Here is a 16,245-nt window from a genome sequence, read left to right on the forward strand (position 1 = left end):
TCAAGGCTTTTTGGCTTATGTAGGAGGAAAAGGCGAAGTATGCTACATTTTGAAAATGACTATAACAAGGGTGCGCACCCAGCGATACTAGAGGCTCTAGTAGTAAGTAACAACATAGGCTTACCTGGCTATGGTACAGATGAATATAGCCGTCGTGCCGTTGAGGAAATTCGCCGAGCTATCTCCTGTCCACAAGCAGAGGTTAGCTTTTTGACAGGAGGTACTCAAACCAATCAAGTGGTGATTGCTGCCATGCTGGCTTCCTATGAGGGAGTGATCGCTGCGGATACAGGTCACATTGCTGTACATGAGGCAGGTGCTATTGAGTATTCTGGTCACAAGGTCTTGACCTTACCACACAAGGAGGGGAAACTAGAGGCCAGTGCTGTCCGTCACTTCTTGGAGACTTTCTATGCAGATGCTACTCATGAGCACATGGTCTTTCCAGGCATGGTATACATCTCCCACCCAACAGAATACGGAACCCTTTATAGCAAGCAGGAGTTGTCTGATTTAGCAAGAGTTTGCAAGGACTATCAGATTCCCCTCTTCTTAGATGGTGCGCGTCTGGGATATGCTCTGGCTGCTCGGACGACAGATCTTGATTTACCCGCGATTGCGGAATTGGTAGATGTCTTTTATATCGGTGGAACCAAGATGGGAGCGCTCATGGGAGAAGCAGTTGTCTTTACCAAGTCCAATCAACCCAAGCATTTTATGACCATTGTGAAACAACACGGCGCCCTCTTGGCTAAGGGGCGTCTGACGGGCATCCAATTTGATTGTTTCTTTACAGATGATTTGTACCTGCGGCTAGGAGCGCATGCGATTGAAATGGCAGAGCAGCTAGTCGCATTGCTAGAAGAAAAAGGTTATCGCTTCTATCTCAAATCCCCTACGAACCAACAGTTTTTATTGGTCACAGATGGGGAGTTAGAAAAGCTGGATCAGGCGGGTGTCTGCTATGGACTTTGGGACAAGTACGATGAGACCTATACGATTATCCGTCTAGCAACCAGCTGGTCAACCAGTCAAGAAGACATCAATGCTCTGGCTCAATTCTTGTAATCGAGAGAATAGAAGCTCTGTTGTACCAATATTTTTCCAACCCTCCCTCCTAAAATTTGATATAATGGAAAATAAGCGAATAAAGGAGCTGTATCTGTAAGCAGTTTAAACGGGAATGACTAGATTTCCTTTTTAGGTGCTTAGCTTGAAGAAGGCTTGATCACGTGTCATTTTGATGTTTGAAGACTATAAAAGAGGATAGAAAATGATTTATTTAGATAATGCGGCAACGACCCGTCCGTATCCTGAGGTAGTTGCCACCTATACCGAAGTAGCGACCAAGATTTGGGGGAATCCGTCAAGTCTGCATCGTCTTGGTAGTCAGGCAAGTCGCATCTTGCAGGCTTCTAGGGCGCAAATTGCAGATCTTCTAGGTGTTCTACCACAGGAGATTTTTTTCACCTCTGGTGGGACTGAAGGAGATAACTGGGTCATCAAGGGAGTTGCCTTTGAGAAACTACAATTTGGTCAGCATATTATTGTCTCGGATATTGAACATCCGGCAGTTAAAGAATCAGCGCTCTGGCTTGCGACACAGGGGTTTGATGTCGATTTTGCACCGGTTGATCGGCAGGGCTTTATTGATGTTGAGCAATTAGCAGCTTTGTTACGACCAGATACGACCTTGGTATCGGTTATGGCAGTCAATAATGAGATTGGCGCCATTCAGCCTATCCATGCCATTTCCGATTTGTTGAAAGATAGACCCACTATTTCTTTCCATGTGGACGGCGTTCAGGCACTAACTAAGATCTCCACAGCCGACTATCTGACAGACCGTGTTGATTTTGCAACCTTTTCCAGTCACAAATTCCATGGTGTTCGAGGTGTCGGGTTTACCTATATCAAAAGCGGTAAGAAGATCACGCCACTTTTGGGAGGAGGCGGTCAGGAAGCAGACAAGCGTTCAACGACTGAAAATCTGGCAGGGATTGCAGCAACGGCTAAGGCTCTTCGCATGGCGATGGAGCGCCAGACAGATTTTATCAAGAAAACCAGTCAGATGAAGCAGGTCTTGATCCAAGGATTAAGTGCCTATAAGGACATCACTATTTTTTCAGGTCAAGACCAATTTGCGCCCCATATTCTGACCTTTGGTCTAAAAGGTGTCCGAGGTGAGGTCTTGCTACACGCCTTTGAGGAGTACGATATTTACGTCTCAACGACATCGGCCTGCTCATCCAAGGCAGGAAAGCCAGCTGGGACGCTCTTATCCATGGGAGTTCAGCCTCAATTAGCGACTAGCGCTATTCGCATGAGTTTGGACTTGGAAAATGATATGGGGCAAATCGAGCAGGCACTCACAACCTTTAAGCTCATCTATGAACAAACGAAGAAAGTAAGATAGAAAGAAGATATGCAGTATTCAGAAATTATGATTCGTTATGGTGAATTGTCCACCAAGGGTAAGAACCGGATGCGATTTATCACTAAACTCCGGACGAATATCCAAGATGTCTTGTCCATTTATCCTGCAGTAAAAGTCATGGCAGACCGCGATCGCGCCCATGTCTATCTCCATGGGACGGACTATAAGCCCGTAGCTGAAAGCCTCAAGCAGATTTTTGGGATTCAAAATTTTTCTCCCTCCTATAAGATTGAGAAATCTGTTCCAGCCTTGATTGCGGCAGTCCAAGCAATCATGCTGGACATCTATCAAGAAGGTATGACCTTTAAGGTATCCAGTAAGCGAAGCGATCATGATTTTGAGCTGGATAGCCGTGAACTCAATCAAACCTTGGGCAATGCTGTTTTTGAGGCTATTCCAACAGTTCAGGTCAAGATGAAGGCACCCGATATTGACTTGCGGGTGGAAATTCGGAAAGAGGCAGCCTATATCTCTTACGAAACCATTCGTGGGGCAGGAGGACTTCCTGTTGGGACTTCTGGCAAGGGGATGCTTATGCTCTCTGGTGGTATCGATTCACCAGTGGCGGGCTATTTAGCTTTGAAACGTGGTGTGGATATTGAAGCAGTGCATTTTGCTAGCCCTCCTTACACCAGTCCTGGTGCCCTTAAAAAAGCTCAGGATCTAACCCGTAAATTAACCAAGTTCGGTGGCAATATTCAGTTTATCGAGGTTCCTTTTACCGAAATTCAAGAGGAAATCAAGGCCAAAGCACCCGAAGCCTATCTCATGACCCTGACGCGCCGCTTCATGATGCGGATTACCGATCGCATTCGCAAGGAACGTGGGGGACTGGTGATTATCAACGGTGAAAGTTTGGGGCAGGTAGCGAGTCAGACCTTGGAAAGCATGCAGGCTATTAACGCAGTAACCAACACCCCTGTTATCCGTCCCGTTGTCACTATGGACAAGCTAGAAATCATTGACATTGCTGAGAAAATTGATACTTTTGAAATTTCTATTCAGCCCTTTGAAGATTGCTGTACGATTTTTGCGCCCGACCGTCCCAAAACCAATCCGAAGATTAAAAATGTCGAGCAGTATGAAAGCCGCTTAGATGTAGAAGGACTGGTCAAGCGAGCTGTCAGTGGTATCATGGTGACAGAAATCACCCCACAGGCAGAACAAGACGAAGTGGATGAATGGATCTCCGATTTATTGTAGGTCACCAATCGACTAAGAACATGTCCTAGTGGCGCTTGCGCTGTTGTTATCAACCTTATCATACTGCTGTCTAAATCCCACCTGACTGCGCCTACTATGGTATCTTTTAGCAAGACGCCACTCCCGGTTTCTTTCTTTGCCAGTATCCCCTCCTAATGGTATAATAGCTTATCACGATTTTGGAGGTTCCTCATGCTGAAAGCAATGGAAGTATATTTGATTACCAAGGGTAATGGTTTGGAGGCAATTGAATTTTATCAGGATGCCCTTGGCGCAACGGTTGAGCAGGTAAATTTGTTCAAAGACTTTGTACCAGATTGTCCGGTAGAATTGGAGAACTATGTAATGAATGCACAATTTCGCTTGAATGGTCAGCGTTTTATGCTTTCAGACAATCATCCTGACATGCCTTATACAATTGGTGATAACCTTACGGTTGCTCTGATCACTGATGATGATGAAACAGCACAGGAATTATACAGCAAGCTATCTGTGGAGGCAAAAGCCATCACTATGGAACTTCAAGCAGTTCCTTGGTCGCCAGCCTACGGTAATGTAACAGATAAATTTGGAATTTCTTGGCAAATCAATGCAGAAGTTGAGGGATATGGTCAAGAATACTATGGAGAACAAGAATAGTGAAAAAGGGACATATTCAAGAATCCATATTCTTGACGCTGAACATTTGTTTTTATGTTTTTCCTTTAGATATGGTTGGACACATGATTTAGGTAAGGGATGGAGTGTCGTGTTGACAAACCAGCTCTAGGTAGTAAAACTCGCGAATATGTCTATAATAGCGGGGATGAATATGAAAACCCTAGCCGTGGAAAAATGTTAGATAGTGTTCCGAAAAAATAAAAGATAAAGTGAGAAATTCTCCTGATTATCAAAAAGGAAAAAAGGATATTCAAAAATTTAGGGAAGCTAAAACAGAAATTAATCGCAGAGGACTAAACTTAAACATTAATAAGGACTTAGTTGTTGCAGCAGGTATTGTTGTAGCCTTAGTTGGAGTAGCATATCTTGCCCCAGCATTTCTCCCTGGATTTTTGGCTCTGGTATGAGGGGATGTACATGTATACCGTGATGTTAGAACTGATTTTAGATCATCAACTAATTGTTAGTTTACAAAATAAAAAGAATAATTTGCGTGTATATGTTCTAGTTGAAGATGTTTTTAGAAAAGCAGATTTACATAAAGATTTTTCTCATCTATACCCCGAAATTTATAAAACTGATGAGGACTTTCAACAGGATAATTGCGGTTATAACTTGATAAGATTGACATTGTTTCCGCAATTTAACCTTCAAAAAGTTTCAGAAAGTAAAAAAGGTTTGGAAATTATTCAAGAATTTAATTATATGGCAGAGAATCTCGTTGAACATAGGTACCAAACGGATCATGCTGTTATTTGGGAAAACGAATTGATTGGCTTAAATCCGAGTGATTTTTGCAATCATGAAACTTGGTTGACTTCATTGTACAAGCATATTCTTTCTTTTTCAGAGACAGAGGTGTCTGATTTTAGATATATTCCTGGTCATTTATAAATAGGAGATAGCATAATATAAAAAGGGAATTATATATTAAATAGGCTTAGGTTACGAGGGTGTTGATGGTTTAGTGTTATGTAACAGTATCTGTCGAATATGCTGGATCATTATCTCTTTGGAGTAACAAATAATCAGAGTGGTTGGTACTTTTTCTATTCTTGATAGGTTTATCTAATATATGATACATAGTAGTGCAAAAGAAATACTTTATGCCTATACATAGACAAGGGAAAATCCCTTTGCGAGATCCTACAAACGCAAAGGGATTTTTGTGTGGTCTGCGATTAACTAAATGCTAGCTGAAGATACTTAATTTATAGCCGAGTTTTTTTAGACCCTCCTATCTTAGTTTTAGTATAAAAAAGGTTTTAAGTGACAAGAGGGGGAGGAGAAATTTTCCCTGCCTTTGTTCTGTTTTAATAGTAAATACTTGTCAAATGTGGATAAGAGTGATAGAATAGAAACGTTGACTATGCACAGCCTGTGCAACCGCTCGATCATCGTTTAAGAGGTTTGTCCCACGATGCTAGGCGAGTCTTCACAAAAAATCGGGAGAAATCCCATACTATCATAGGAGGTGCATAATGAGCACATACGCAATCATTAAAACTGGCGGAAAACAAGTTAAAGTTGAAGTTGGTCAAGCAATCTACGTTGAAAAATTGAACGTTGAAGCTGGGCAAGACGTTACATTTAACGAAGTTGTTCTTGTTGGTGGTGAAAAGACTGTTGTCGGAACTCCACTTGTAGCAGGTGCTACTGTTGTTGGAACTGTTGAAAAACAAGGAAAACAAAAGAAAGTTGTTACTTTCAAATACAAACCTAAAAAAGGTAGCCACCGTAAACAAGGTCATCGTCAACCTTATACAAAAGTTGTTATCAACGCTATCAACGCTTAATCTTAGCCTAGCGAAACAACACTCATCACAGAATATTGGAGGAATAACATTATGTTAAACTTGAATCTTGCTAACTTGCAATTATTCGCCCACAAAAAAGGTGGAGGTTCAACGTCAAACGGTCGTGACTCTCAAGCAAAACGTCTTGGAGCTAAAGCTGCTGACGGTCAAACTGTATCAGGTGGATCAATTCTTTACCGCCAACGTGGTACAAAAATCTATCCAGGAGCTAACGTAGGCCGTGGAGGAGATGACACACTTTACGCTAAAGTAGAAGGTGTAGTACGTTTTGAACGTAAAGGACGCGATAAAAAACAAGTATCTGTTTACCCTATCGCGAAATAATAAGCTACTTCTTATTACTAGCCTTATAAGTGTTTACTTGAGAACTTGCCTGTTGGTAAGTTCTTTTTTATTCAGGAGAAAAGTGTAATGGAAATCCAGACAAGAACCCATTTATCAGAAGAGGAAATGCAGCAGGTGCTGGATCTGTTGTATACCTGCCATAAGGCAGACAAGACCATCAGCACTCCCTATTTAGAAAATACCTATCAATTTGACAAGAGTATGCCCTATCTCTTCCTTGCTTATGAAGAAAACAGATTGTTCGGCTTTCTCTCTGTCTATGCAGATGTGCAAGATGATGTGAATGTTTCTCTTTTTGTATTACCGTCAGTCAGGAAGCAGGGGATTGCGAGCGCTTTGATAAGAGCGTTTGCTCAAACTGCCCAAACCTACCAACTGCAAGGAATCACCTATGAAACAGAGCGGGTCTTTATCGAGCATAATCCGTGGTTGCTCCCTCGCTTTAAGTTGGTCGAAACCGACTATGCAGAACTTTGGTTGCGGAGGGAATCCAAGCCGTATGAGCTAGCGCTACGTGATGACTGTCACGTTGTGCTAGCCCAAAAGGAAATGATTGAGGCGATTGCCAAGGTTCAGGCAGCAGCTTTTCAGAAGAGTTTTGATAATAGTGAGCAGTATGCACGCGCAAGTCTTGAGGGGGAGGGAACCTTCTTGTATGTGCTTCTAAAGGATAAGGAAGTCATTGCATCGGTCACTATTGATTTTACTTCCGATTACTATCAAATTTTTGGTCTAGCGGTAGCACCTGCTCATCAAGGACAGGGACTAGGATCGTACTTGATGAAAAATGCTATCAATGACTTGCTTTTGCAATCTGATAAAGGGTGTCAAATTGTCGTTGAAAAGTCCAACCTAAGAGCGGCCTCTCTTTACCGTAATCTAGGCTTTACAGATGTGACAGAGGTACTATATCTGACAGAGACATCCTAATACTCGTCAAAAATCAACATCTGATGTCGTTAACTCATCTTGCTGAACTTCAGTTCTACCTGCGATTTCATTGCCTAGTCAGATGTTGATTTTTATTGGGGAGTATAAGCTCTTGTTTTGAAAGGTGGCAAGGATAAACTTTTACTATATGATATTGATCCTCAATGAAAATCAAAAAGATGGCAAATGCTCTATTTTTAGATAGAATATGGTATAATAAGAAAGATTTTACAAAGGAAGTGACAGAATGAATATCCAACAATTGCGCTATGTCGTAGCGATTGCCAATAGTGGAACCTTTCGAGAAGCGGCAGAAAAAATGTTTGTATCGCAGCCGAGCTTGTCCATTTCTGTTCGCGATTTGGAAAAAGAGCTAGGCTTTAAGATTTTTAGTCGTACCAGTTCAGGGACGTTCTTGACAAGGCGGGGGATGGAATTTTATGACAAGGCTCAAAGTTTGGTCAAGGGCTTTGATCATTTTGAGAATCTGTATTTACAGCATGATGAGGGGGAATCGGAGTTTTCGATTTCCAGCCAGCACTATGATTTTTTACCGCCCCTCATCACTGAATTTTCCCAACAATTTCCAGAATATCCCAAGTTTCGTTTGTTTGAATCAACAACGGTGCAGATTTTAGATGAGGTAGCGCAAGGCCATAGTGAGTTGGGGATTATTTATCTTAACAACCGCAATACCAAGGGGATCATGCAAAAGCTGGAAAAATTACGCTTGGAAGTGGTCGATTTGATTTCTTTTCAGACACATATCTATATTCGCAAAGAACATCCGTTGGCACAAAAAGATGAGATTGAATTGGCAGATCTAGCAGGTCTGCCGACCGTTCGGTTCACTCAAGAAAAAGATGAATATCTCTATTACTCGGAGAATTTCTTTGATACGTCAGATTCGTTAGTAACCTTTGATGTGACAGATCGTGCGACCTTAAATGGGATTTTGGAGCGGACGGACGCGTATGCAACGGGATCAGGCTTCCTAGACAGCGAGAGCGTGCATGGGATTACGGTAATCCCTTTCAAGGAAGGAAAGGGCAACCGTATGGTCTATGTCAAGCGGGAGGACACGGAATTGAGCCAGTGTGCACAAGATTTTGTCCGAGTGACGGAGGCTTATTTTGCCAAGAAGAAAGGATAGTATGAGAAAGATTGGATTTCCACTAGGAATGGTAGCCTTGATTGCCCTAGATCAATGGGTTAAGGCTTGGACAGTCGCAAGGCTCGCCTTGAATGAGCAACGAACCTTTATTCCTAAACTGCTGAATCTCTATTACCTGCGTAATTATGGCGCAGCTTATTCGATTCTCCAGAATCAGCAGTGGTTCTTTACAGTTGTGACCTTAGTCGTGATGTCCGTTGCAATCTGGTATTTTATCAAGCATATCAAGGGGAGTTTGTGGCTGTTATCGAGTCTGTCACTCGTGATTGCAGGAGGGATTGGAAATTTTATCGACCGCTTGCGCCTAGGCTATGTCGTCGATATGTTTCACCTTGATTTTATCGATTTTCCAGTCTTTAATGTCGCGGATATGTGCTTGACAGTCGGTGTAGCAATCCTGTTTATCTATATGATGAAAGAAGAGAAAAATGGAAGTAAGAGTTAAGACAGGTGGTGTCCGTCTGGACAAGGCCTTGGCTGACCTAACCCCTCTATCGCGCTCGGTAGCAAATGAGCAGATAAAGGCTGGTCTAGTTCTCGTCAATGGTCAGGAAAAGAAAGCTAAATATAGCGTTCAGGCTGGAGATTGTATTCAATATGAGATGCCAGAAGTCGAAGAAGTAGACTATGTGGCAGAGGACATTCCGCTTGAGATTGTCTACGAGGATGAAGATGTGGCAGTCGTGAATAAACCGCAGGGTATGGTCGTCCATCCGTCCGCAGGTCATAGATCAGGTACCTTGGTCAACGCTCTTTTGTACCATGTCAAAGACTTGTCTGGTATCAATGGGGTCATGCGACCTGGAATCGTCCACCGGATTGATAAGGATACATCAGGCTTATTGATGGTGGCGAAACACGACGAAGCTCACCAGAGATTAGCGGAAGAATTAAAGGCTAAAAAATCCCTACGAAAATATGTCGCGATTGTTCACGGCAACCTGCCCAATGACCGTGGGGTGATTGAGGCGCCGATCGGTCGCTCTGACAAGGATCGTAAGAAGCAGGCGGTAACGGCTAAGGGAAAGGAAGCTCTCACACGTTTTCAGGTCTTGGAGCGCTTCGGTGATTATAGCTTGGTCGAGCTAAGCCTTGAAACAGGGCGTACCCATCAGATTCGGGTTCACATGGCCTATATCGGTCATCCAGTGGCTGGTGATGAGGTCTACGGACCACGTAAGACCTTGAAAGGTCACGGTCAATTTTTACATGCTAAGACGCTCGGCTTTACTCATCCGCGGACAGGGGAAGCTGTACTCTTTACGGCAGAAGTGCCAGCCATTTTCCGTGAAACATTAGAAAGACTTAGAAAAAATTAACTTGCTCAATTTACGTCAGCATGGTATACTAAATCAGTAAAAAAGAAGAGGAGAAGTCATGGAAACTTTACCAAATTGTCCAAAATGTCAATCAGAATATGTCTATGAAGATGGAGTATTGCTGATCTGTCCAGAATGCGCCTACGAATGGAACCCAGCAGAAGTGGTTGAAGAAGAAGGTGTCGTTGCCATTGATGTCAATGGGAATCGTTTGGCAGACGGTGATACCGTAACGCTCATCAAAGACTTGAAAGTAAAAGGAGCGCCCAAAGACCTTAAACAAGGTACGCGCGTGAAAAACATCCGCATTGTTGAAGGTGACCACAATATCGACTGTAAGATTGACGGTTTTGGTGCGATGAAATTAAAATCAGAATTTGTAAAGAAAATCTAGTAGGATAGATCTGTATAAGACTTGGGAGCAAGGAGCCTGATGAGTTTTTGCTCCCTCTTATTATTTTATAGCCGTTTAGTCTATTTTTGATTTCTTGGGTATTAGGAGGAATAAATTGAAGGATCAAAGTAAATTGTTTTTTTCGCGTTGCCTGTTGGCTACTTTAGCTATTATTGGAACCACGCTTGAGATTGCCAAGCACGGTCTTGGGATGTTGCTGTACTATACCGTGCAATCAAATCTCTTGGTTGCCCTATTCTCGACCTACATGGTCTATGCCCTGTATCAGAAAAAGGACTTGCAGCGTCAGTCTTTTCTGCGCTTGAAAGCAGCAGTAACCATGTCAATTATGATTACCTGTGTGATTTACCATTTCATGTTGGCGCCGCTTGCAACCGATTTTTGGCGGGTAGAAAATCTTCTCTGCCACTATATCGTCCCCCTCTATTTTCTGCTAGATACCCTATTGGTAGACAAGAAGCGCCAGTACAAGTGGTTTGATCCTATCTGGTGGACGGCTCTGCCAGTTGCCTATCTAGCCTTTGCGCTGATCAATGGTCTCTTTATCCAGTTGCCAATTCCTGATGCCAAGGATAGTCCTTTTGCCTATTTCTTCTTAAATGTACCAAAATATGGCTGGCATTATGTCTTGCTCTATGCAGCAACGATTTTTATCGCCTATTTGCTTGTAGGCTATGTTCTTCTTGGGCTGAAGTCGGTGACACGATTGAATAGATTGGAAAAAGAACAAGCTGTTTAAATATTCGGAGTTACTATGAAAGACTAGAGAGAAAGATGAAGCACTCACCAGTCCACCTTGTATCCAAGATGTCAAGAAATGATGAAAAGCGGTCAAAACGCCTACTCATTTAAAAGAATATTGCCTACTTCTAACATAAGAAGTAGGTTTTTCTGACATGACTCTGTTAGAATATACAAAAAATACGAATTTTTTATGTATAAAAATACAGACAACCGTTCTTTTTTATGGTAAAATATCCTAACAGACACGGAAGAGCGTTGTCTGCTGTATACTAAAAATGTGAGGTTGTATTTTATGAGAAAGACAAGTAAAATAATGTCACTAGCCGCAGTTACACTTCTGTCAGCATCCGTCTTGGCAGCCTGTGGCGCAAAGAGTTCTAAGAGTTCATCATCAGCTGAGCAAGCGAATTTGAGCTTCCCAGGTGAAGTAACGAATGACGGTGCTGCGATTAAGGGTGGACAATTTAAGTATGCGATTGTAGCCGCTTCATCTTCAACGGGCTTATTGATTGATGAATTGACCAATACGACTGTTGATTCTACCTTTGGAGTTTTGGTGGATGAGGCAATGTTTGGTTACGATGGTGAGCGCAAACTGGATGATTCAGGTCTTGCTAAAGTTGACTTTGATTTAAAGGCTAAAACCATAACAGTTAGTCTTACTGGTAAGGACTATAAGTGGTCAGACGGGGAGTCCTTTACTATTGATGATTATATCTTTACCATTGAAAAAATGTCAGATAAAGGCTATACAGGTGTGCGTTTCGATGATGGCTTTAAAAACATTATTGGAATGGAAGAATTTGCCGCAGGTAAAGCAGATAGCATTTCAGGTCTTGAAAAAGTAGATGACTATACCGTCGTCCTACATGTTAAGGAAATGTCGCCTTCTATGATGTATGCGGGAGGTGATGTCCCGTCCTATGTCACACCAAAGCATATCTTTAAGGATATTCCAGTAGCAGACTGGGAAAAGAGTGAGTATGCGCGTGCAAACTCTAAGTTTGTCGGTATGGGAGCTTTCAAGATTAAAGAAGTAGTCAGTGGTGAGTCTGTGACTTTTGTTCCAAACGAATACTACTATAAAGGGAAAGTGGAGCTGGATAGCCTGAAGATGGATATCGTTTCACCTGATACCATTGTGTCAGAAATGAAAGCTGGTCATTATGATTATGCGGAAATGCCAACAGATCAATTGGATACTTTCAAAAATGCTTCTAACATTACCGTACTTGGGACCCTTGATTCTTCCTATGAGTATCTGTCATTCAATCTAGGGAAATATGACGCGGACACAGGTAAGAATGTCATGAATCCTGATGCTAAAATGAATGACGTCAAATTGCGTCAGGCTATGGGATACGCGCTTGATACCAAGACTGCTGGTGATAAACTCTACAATGGTTTGTATCACCCAGCAAACTCTCTTGTGATCTCATTCTTTGGTGACCTACATGATGCTGACTTGAAAGGCTATACTTACGACCCAGATAAGGCAAAAGCCTTGCTCGATGAAGCGGGATACAAGGATGTGGACGGAGATGGTATCCGTGAAGATAAGAATGGAAAACCATTCAAGATTAGCCTCGCAGTTCGGAAACGTACAGAAGCCAATGAAGCCCTTATCCAACAATACCAGAACTGGTGGAAAGAGGTCGGCTTGAACGTTGAACTCTACACGGGTCGTACCATGGAGTTGAATTCTTTCTATGATACGATTGAAGCAAATGACGCCAACATTGATGCCTATCTCGCAGGTTGGTCAACTGGCTATGATCCAAATCCGACAGGACTGTGGGGACCAGAAGCGAAGTTTAACTTCTCACGGTATGTATCAGACGAGAATACCAAATTGCTTCAAGCAATTGGGTCAGAAGCGTCCTTTGATGAGAAGAAAAATATCGAAAACTACAAGAAATGGCAAGAAAATGCTGAAAAAGAAGCCTTTGCAATTCCTTTGTTTGAATCTGAAAAGTTGATTGCGATCAATAAGCGTGTCAAATACTTTGATACCAAATACGGATCAGCGTCTAAAGCGCAGTGGACGAAGGTGGAGCTGACTGCTGAAGCAGGAATAGCCGAGAAATAAGATAGGAGATAAGGATTGGACAAGAGCCAGTCCTTATGTTCTGTTTATCACCCCCCTATTTTATTTTCAAGCTAGTATTTGTCTTTTCAGAAAAATTCTGCTATACTAATAAAAAATAAATCCTTTAAGGACTGTTCCGTGAAACAGGCAAGGAGTATCAGCTAAAACAGGTATGTGATAATTTCGTGAACCTCGCAAATAATGAAGGCTTGGAGTCCATGTCAAGACATCAGGCAAGTTGCATTATTCCAAAGGCTCTCGTTACTATCCTAACCTCATTTTCTGGAATCTCCTTGTCTCAAGGAGATTTTTTGTGCCTTTAGGCAAGAAAGGAATGACGATGAAAACCAAAGAAATAGTTGATGAAATGACCATGAAACGTGCCATTACGCGAATTACCTACGAGATTATCGAGCGCAATAAACATTTGGAGAATATTGTCTTGGCGGGTATTAAGACCAGGGGTGTCTATATCGCTAAGCGGATCCAAGAGCGCCTAAAGCAGTTGGAGGGGATCCAAGTTCCGGTCGGAGAACTGGATACCAAGCCTTTTCGAGATGATATGAAAGTAGAAGAAGATACGACATCAATGACCGCAGACGTCAATGACCGCGATGTAATTTTGGTTGATGATGTGTTATATACAGGTCGAACCATTCGTGCAGCGATTGATAATATCGTCTCACTCGGACGCCCTGCGCGGGTCAGCCTAGCAGTGTTGGTCGACAGAGGACACCGTGAGTTGCCAATTCGGGCAGACTACGTTGGAAAAAATATCCCGACCAGTCGGACGGAGGAAATCATTGTCCACATGAACGAATCAGATGGTAAGGATTCTGTATTGTTGCTAGATGCCAATGAAGCAAAATAAGAGGTAGGTTTGAGATGCCAATCATCGATGAAAAAGTGTCACTCCAGCATGTAGTGACCATGGAAAGTCTATCCAATGAAGAAGTTATGGGGTTGATTGAGCGGGGTATAGCCTTTAAAAGAGGAGAGACAGCTTCTATTTCTCAAACCGCCTATGTATCCAACCTCTTCTTTGAGGATTCGACGCGGACCCACAAGTCATTTGAAATGGCAGAGCTACGGTTGGGGCTCAATATGATTGATTTTGATGCCAAGACTAGCTCGGTCAATAAGGGCGAGAGCCTTTATGATACGATCTTGACCATGAGTGCCTTGGGGGTGGATATTTGCGTTATTCGTCACTCTGAAGTGGATTACTACCAAGAGCTGATCGATAGTCCGACGATTACGGCTTCTATTGTCAATGGGGGAGATGGTTCAGGTCAACACCCTAGCCAATCCCTGCTGGACTTGATGACGATCTATGAGGAATTCGGTCGCTTTGAAGGTTTGAAGATTATGATTGCGGGCGATTTGACCCACTCACGCGTAGCCAAGTCGAATATGCACATTTTAAAACGCTTGGGGGCAAGTTTGTTCTTTGCTGGTCCGAGCGAGTGGTATGCAGAAGAGTTTGATGCCTACGGTCAGCATGTATCCTTGGATGAGATTGTTGAGCAGGCAGATGTCTTGATGTTCTTGCGGGTTCAGCATGAGCGTCACGACGGCAATGAGAGTTTTTCTAAGGAAGACTATCACCGCCTATATGGCTTGACGCAAGAGCGTTATGCTCGGATGAAAGATACTGCTATCTTGATGCATCCGGCGCCTGTCAACCGTGATGTGGAAATTGCAGATGAGTTGGTGGAAGCTCCCCAATCACGGATAATCCGACAGATGCAAAATGGTGTCTTTGTCCGTATGGCTATTTTAGAAGCTGTTTTACAGGCAAGAGCCAGTTGATAGAAAGTTCATGCTTGTCGAAAATCAAAAACCTAGCTTGATGAACCGTAGTCTTATCTGCGACTTTATTAGCTAGTTAGCAGAGTATGGACAAGTTCCAAAGAGAGAGCAGACGAGGAGGGAAATGATGGCAAAACGATTGTTAATTTTAGAAGACGGAACGATTTTTGAAGGGGAAGCCTTCGGAGCGGATATTGCGGTGACTGGTGAGATTGTCTTTAATACGGGAATGACGGGCTACCAAGAGTCTATTACCGATCAATCCTACAATGGACAGATCCTAACCTTTACCTATCCTTTGGTAGGAAATTATGGGGTCAATCGTGATGACTACGAGTCTATTACCCCGACCTGTAAGGGTGTGGTAGTCCGTGAGTGGGCACGTCGTGCCAGCAACTGGCGCAACCAGTTGACTTTGGATGAATTTTTAAAGGCCAAGAAAATCCCTGGGATTGCAGGAATTGATACACGCGCCCTCACCAAGATTATCCGCAAGCACGGAACCATGCGAGCAACTCTTGCAGACGAGGGGGATTCAGTAGAGCACTTGTCTGATCAATTGCGAGCAACGGTACTTCCAACTAACAATATCGCCCAAGTTTCTACTAAAACAGCCTATCCCGCACCAGGGATTGGACGAAATATCGTCTTGGTCGACTTCGGACTGAAACATTCCATCTTACGGGAACTTTCAAAACGGGATTGCAATATTACCGTAGTACCATTTGATACGACTGCTGAGGAAATCTTAAATCTAGCCCCAGATGGTGTGATGCTTTCAAATGGACCCGGTGATCCAGATGACGTACCGGAGGCTTTGGAAATGATTCGCGGTATTCAAGGGAAAATCCCGATTTTCGGTATCTGTATGGGTCACCAGTTGCTAGCCAAGGCAAATGGAGCTAGTACCTATAAGATGAAATTTGGACACCGTGGCTTTAACCACGCGGTGCGCGAGATTGCGACAGGTCGCGTAGATTTCACCTCTCAAAACCACGGATTTGCGGTATCGCGTGAAGACTTGCCCGACTGCTTGATGATTACCCACGAAGAAATCAACGACCAGTCAGTTGAAGGGGTTCGCCACCGTTACCAACCAGCCTTTTCCGTTCAATTCCATCCGGACGCGGCACCTGGTCCACATGATGCCAGCTACCTATTTGATGATTTTATGGAGTTGATCGACGCCTTTCAAGCCGAGACATACAAGCAATAAGAGAAGAAGTATTTAATGGCAGCCAGAGAGCTGACGAATAGAAAGGAGAAACAAAGGGTATCGTATTTGGGAAACTGAATACGG

The 16,245-nt window shown here is 43.0% G+C and carries 18 protein-coding genes and 1 other annotated feature; all 18 genes read left to right on the plus strand.

Going from position 1 to position 16,245, the window contains the following annotated elements:
* The first annotated feature begins 39 nt into the window (after positions 1–39).
* The 18 genes from BU200_RS02435 to BU200_RS02520 all read left to right on the plus strand — a co-directional run bounded on the left by BU200_RS02435 (position 40) and on the right by BU200_RS02520 (position 16,161).
* Entirely contained in the window at positions 40–1,068 is a 1,029-nt protein-coding gene (locus BU200_RS02435; RefSeq protein ID WP_075098651.1) for a threonine aldolase family protein, read from the plus strand.
* Between the two features lie 205 nt (positions 1,069–1,273).
* The gene (locus BU200_RS02440; protein WP_075098652.1) at positions 1,274–2,416 is read left to right on the plus strand and encodes a cysteine desulfurase family protein; all 1,143 of its coding nucleotides are present in this window, start codon (positions 1,274–1,276) and stop codon (positions 2,414–2,416) included.
* A gap of 9 nt (positions 2,417–2,425) precedes the next feature.
* On the plus strand, positions 2,426–3,640 hold the full coding sequence (gene thiI / locus BU200_RS02445) for a tRNA uracil 4-sulfurtransferase ThiI (protein ID WP_075098653.1): 1,215 nt from the start codon (positions 2,426–2,428) through the stop codon (positions 3,638–3,640).
* A gap of 192 nt (positions 3,641–3,832) precedes the next feature.
* Positions 3,833–4,279 carry a VOC family protein gene (locus tag BU200_RS02450; protein ID WP_075098654.1) on the plus strand — a complete coding sequence of 149 codons (447 nt, stop codon included), beginning with the start codon at positions 3,833–3,835 and terminating at the stop codon, positions 4,277–4,279.
* Between the two features lie 230 nt (positions 4,280–4,509).
* Positions 4,510–4,707, plus strand: coding sequence for a hypothetical protein (locus BU200_RS02455; RefSeq protein ID WP_075098655.1), 198 nt, complete (start codon positions 4,510–4,512; stop codon positions 4,705–4,707).
* 22 nt (positions 4,708–4,729) lie between these two features.
* Positions 4,730–5,194, plus strand: coding sequence for a hypothetical protein (locus tag BU200_RS02460; RefSeq protein WP_142237014.1), 465 nt, complete (start codon positions 4,730–4,732; stop codon positions 5,192–5,194).
* A gap of 480 nt (positions 5,195–5,674) precedes the next feature.
* Positions 5,675–5,745, plus strand: a sequence feature (ribosomal protein L21 leader region).
* Between the two features lie 36 nt (positions 5,746–5,781).
* On the plus strand, positions 5,782–6,096 hold the full coding sequence (rplU, locus tag BU200_RS02465; RefSeq protein ID WP_008808969.1) for a 50S ribosomal protein L21: 315 nt from the start codon (positions 5,782–5,784) through the stop codon (positions 6,094–6,096).
* A gap of 51 nt (positions 6,097–6,147) precedes the next feature.
* Positions 6,148–6,441, plus strand: a complete 294-nt coding sequence (gene rpmA / locus BU200_RS02470; protein WP_067089616.1) for a 50S ribosomal protein L27 — start codon at positions 6,148–6,150, stop codon at positions 6,439–6,441.
* An 87-nt stretch (positions 6,442–6,528) separates the two neighbouring features.
* Positions 6,529–7,392 carry a GNAT family N-acetyltransferase gene (locus BU200_RS02475; RefSeq protein WP_075098657.1) on the plus strand — a complete coding sequence of 288 codons (864 nt, stop codon included), beginning with the start codon at positions 6,529–6,531 and terminating at the stop codon, positions 7,390–7,392.
* 247 nt (positions 7,393–7,639) lie between these two features.
* Positions 7,640–8,545, plus strand: a complete 906-nt coding sequence (locus tag BU200_RS02480) for a LysR family transcriptional regulator (protein WP_075098658.1) — start codon at positions 7,640–7,642, stop codon at positions 8,543–8,545.
* Position 8,546: 1 nt separating this feature from the next.
* Entirely contained in the window at positions 8,547–9,011 is a 465-nt protein-coding gene (gene lspA / locus BU200_RS02485; protein WP_075098659.1) for a signal peptidase II, read from the plus strand.
* Entirely contained in the window at positions 8,995–9,885 is an 891-nt protein-coding gene (locus tag BU200_RS02490; RefSeq protein WP_075098660.1) for an RluA family pseudouridine synthase, read from the plus strand. Before lspA ends, BU200_RS02490 begins: the two co-directional genes overlap by 17 nt.
* Positions 9,886–9,943: 58 nt before the next feature.
* Positions 9,944–10,279 (plus strand): zinc ribbon domain-containing protein YjdM, encoded by a 336-nt coding sequence (locus BU200_RS02495; protein WP_075098661.1) that lies wholly within the window; start codon positions 9,944–9,946, stop codon positions 10,277–10,279.
* A gap of 115 nt (positions 10,280–10,394) precedes the next feature.
* Complete coding sequence (locus BU200_RS02500) at positions 10,395–11,039, plus strand: Pr6Pr family membrane protein (RefSeq protein ID WP_075098662.1); 645 nt, start codon at positions 10,395–10,397, stop codon at positions 11,037–11,039.
* A gap of 297 nt (positions 11,040–11,336) precedes the next feature.
* On the plus strand, positions 11,337–13,133 hold the full coding sequence (locus BU200_RS02505; protein ID WP_075098663.1) for an oligopeptide ABC transporter substrate-binding protein: 1,797 nt from the start codon (positions 11,337–11,339) through the stop codon (positions 13,131–13,133).
* 340 nt (positions 13,134–13,473) lie between these two features.
* A complete protein-coding gene (gene pyrR, locus BU200_RS02510) occupies positions 13,474–14,004 on the plus strand; it encodes a bifunctional pyr operon transcriptional regulator/uracil phosphoribosyltransferase PyrR (RefSeq protein WP_075098682.1) in 531 nt (176 codons plus the stop codon).
* 14 nt (positions 14,005–14,018) lie between these two features.
* Positions 14,019–14,945: an aspartate carbamoyltransferase catalytic subunit gene (locus tag BU200_RS02515; protein ID WP_075098664.1), complete on the plus strand. Its 927-nt coding sequence runs from the start codon at positions 14,019–14,021 to the stop codon at positions 14,943–14,945.
* 127 nt (positions 14,946–15,072) lie between these two features.
* Positions 15,073–16,161, plus strand: a complete 1,089-nt coding sequence (locus BU200_RS02520) for a carbamoyl phosphate synthase small subunit (protein WP_075098665.1) — start codon at positions 15,073–15,075, stop codon at positions 16,159–16,161.
* Positions 16,162–16,245: the final 84 nt, after the last annotated feature.

Origin of the sequence: Streptococcus acidominimus (assembly GCF_001921825.1) — a bacterium.
GTDB classification, from domain to species: Bacteria; Bacillota; Bacilli; order Lactobacillales; family Streptococcaceae; genus Streptococcus; species Streptococcus acidominimus.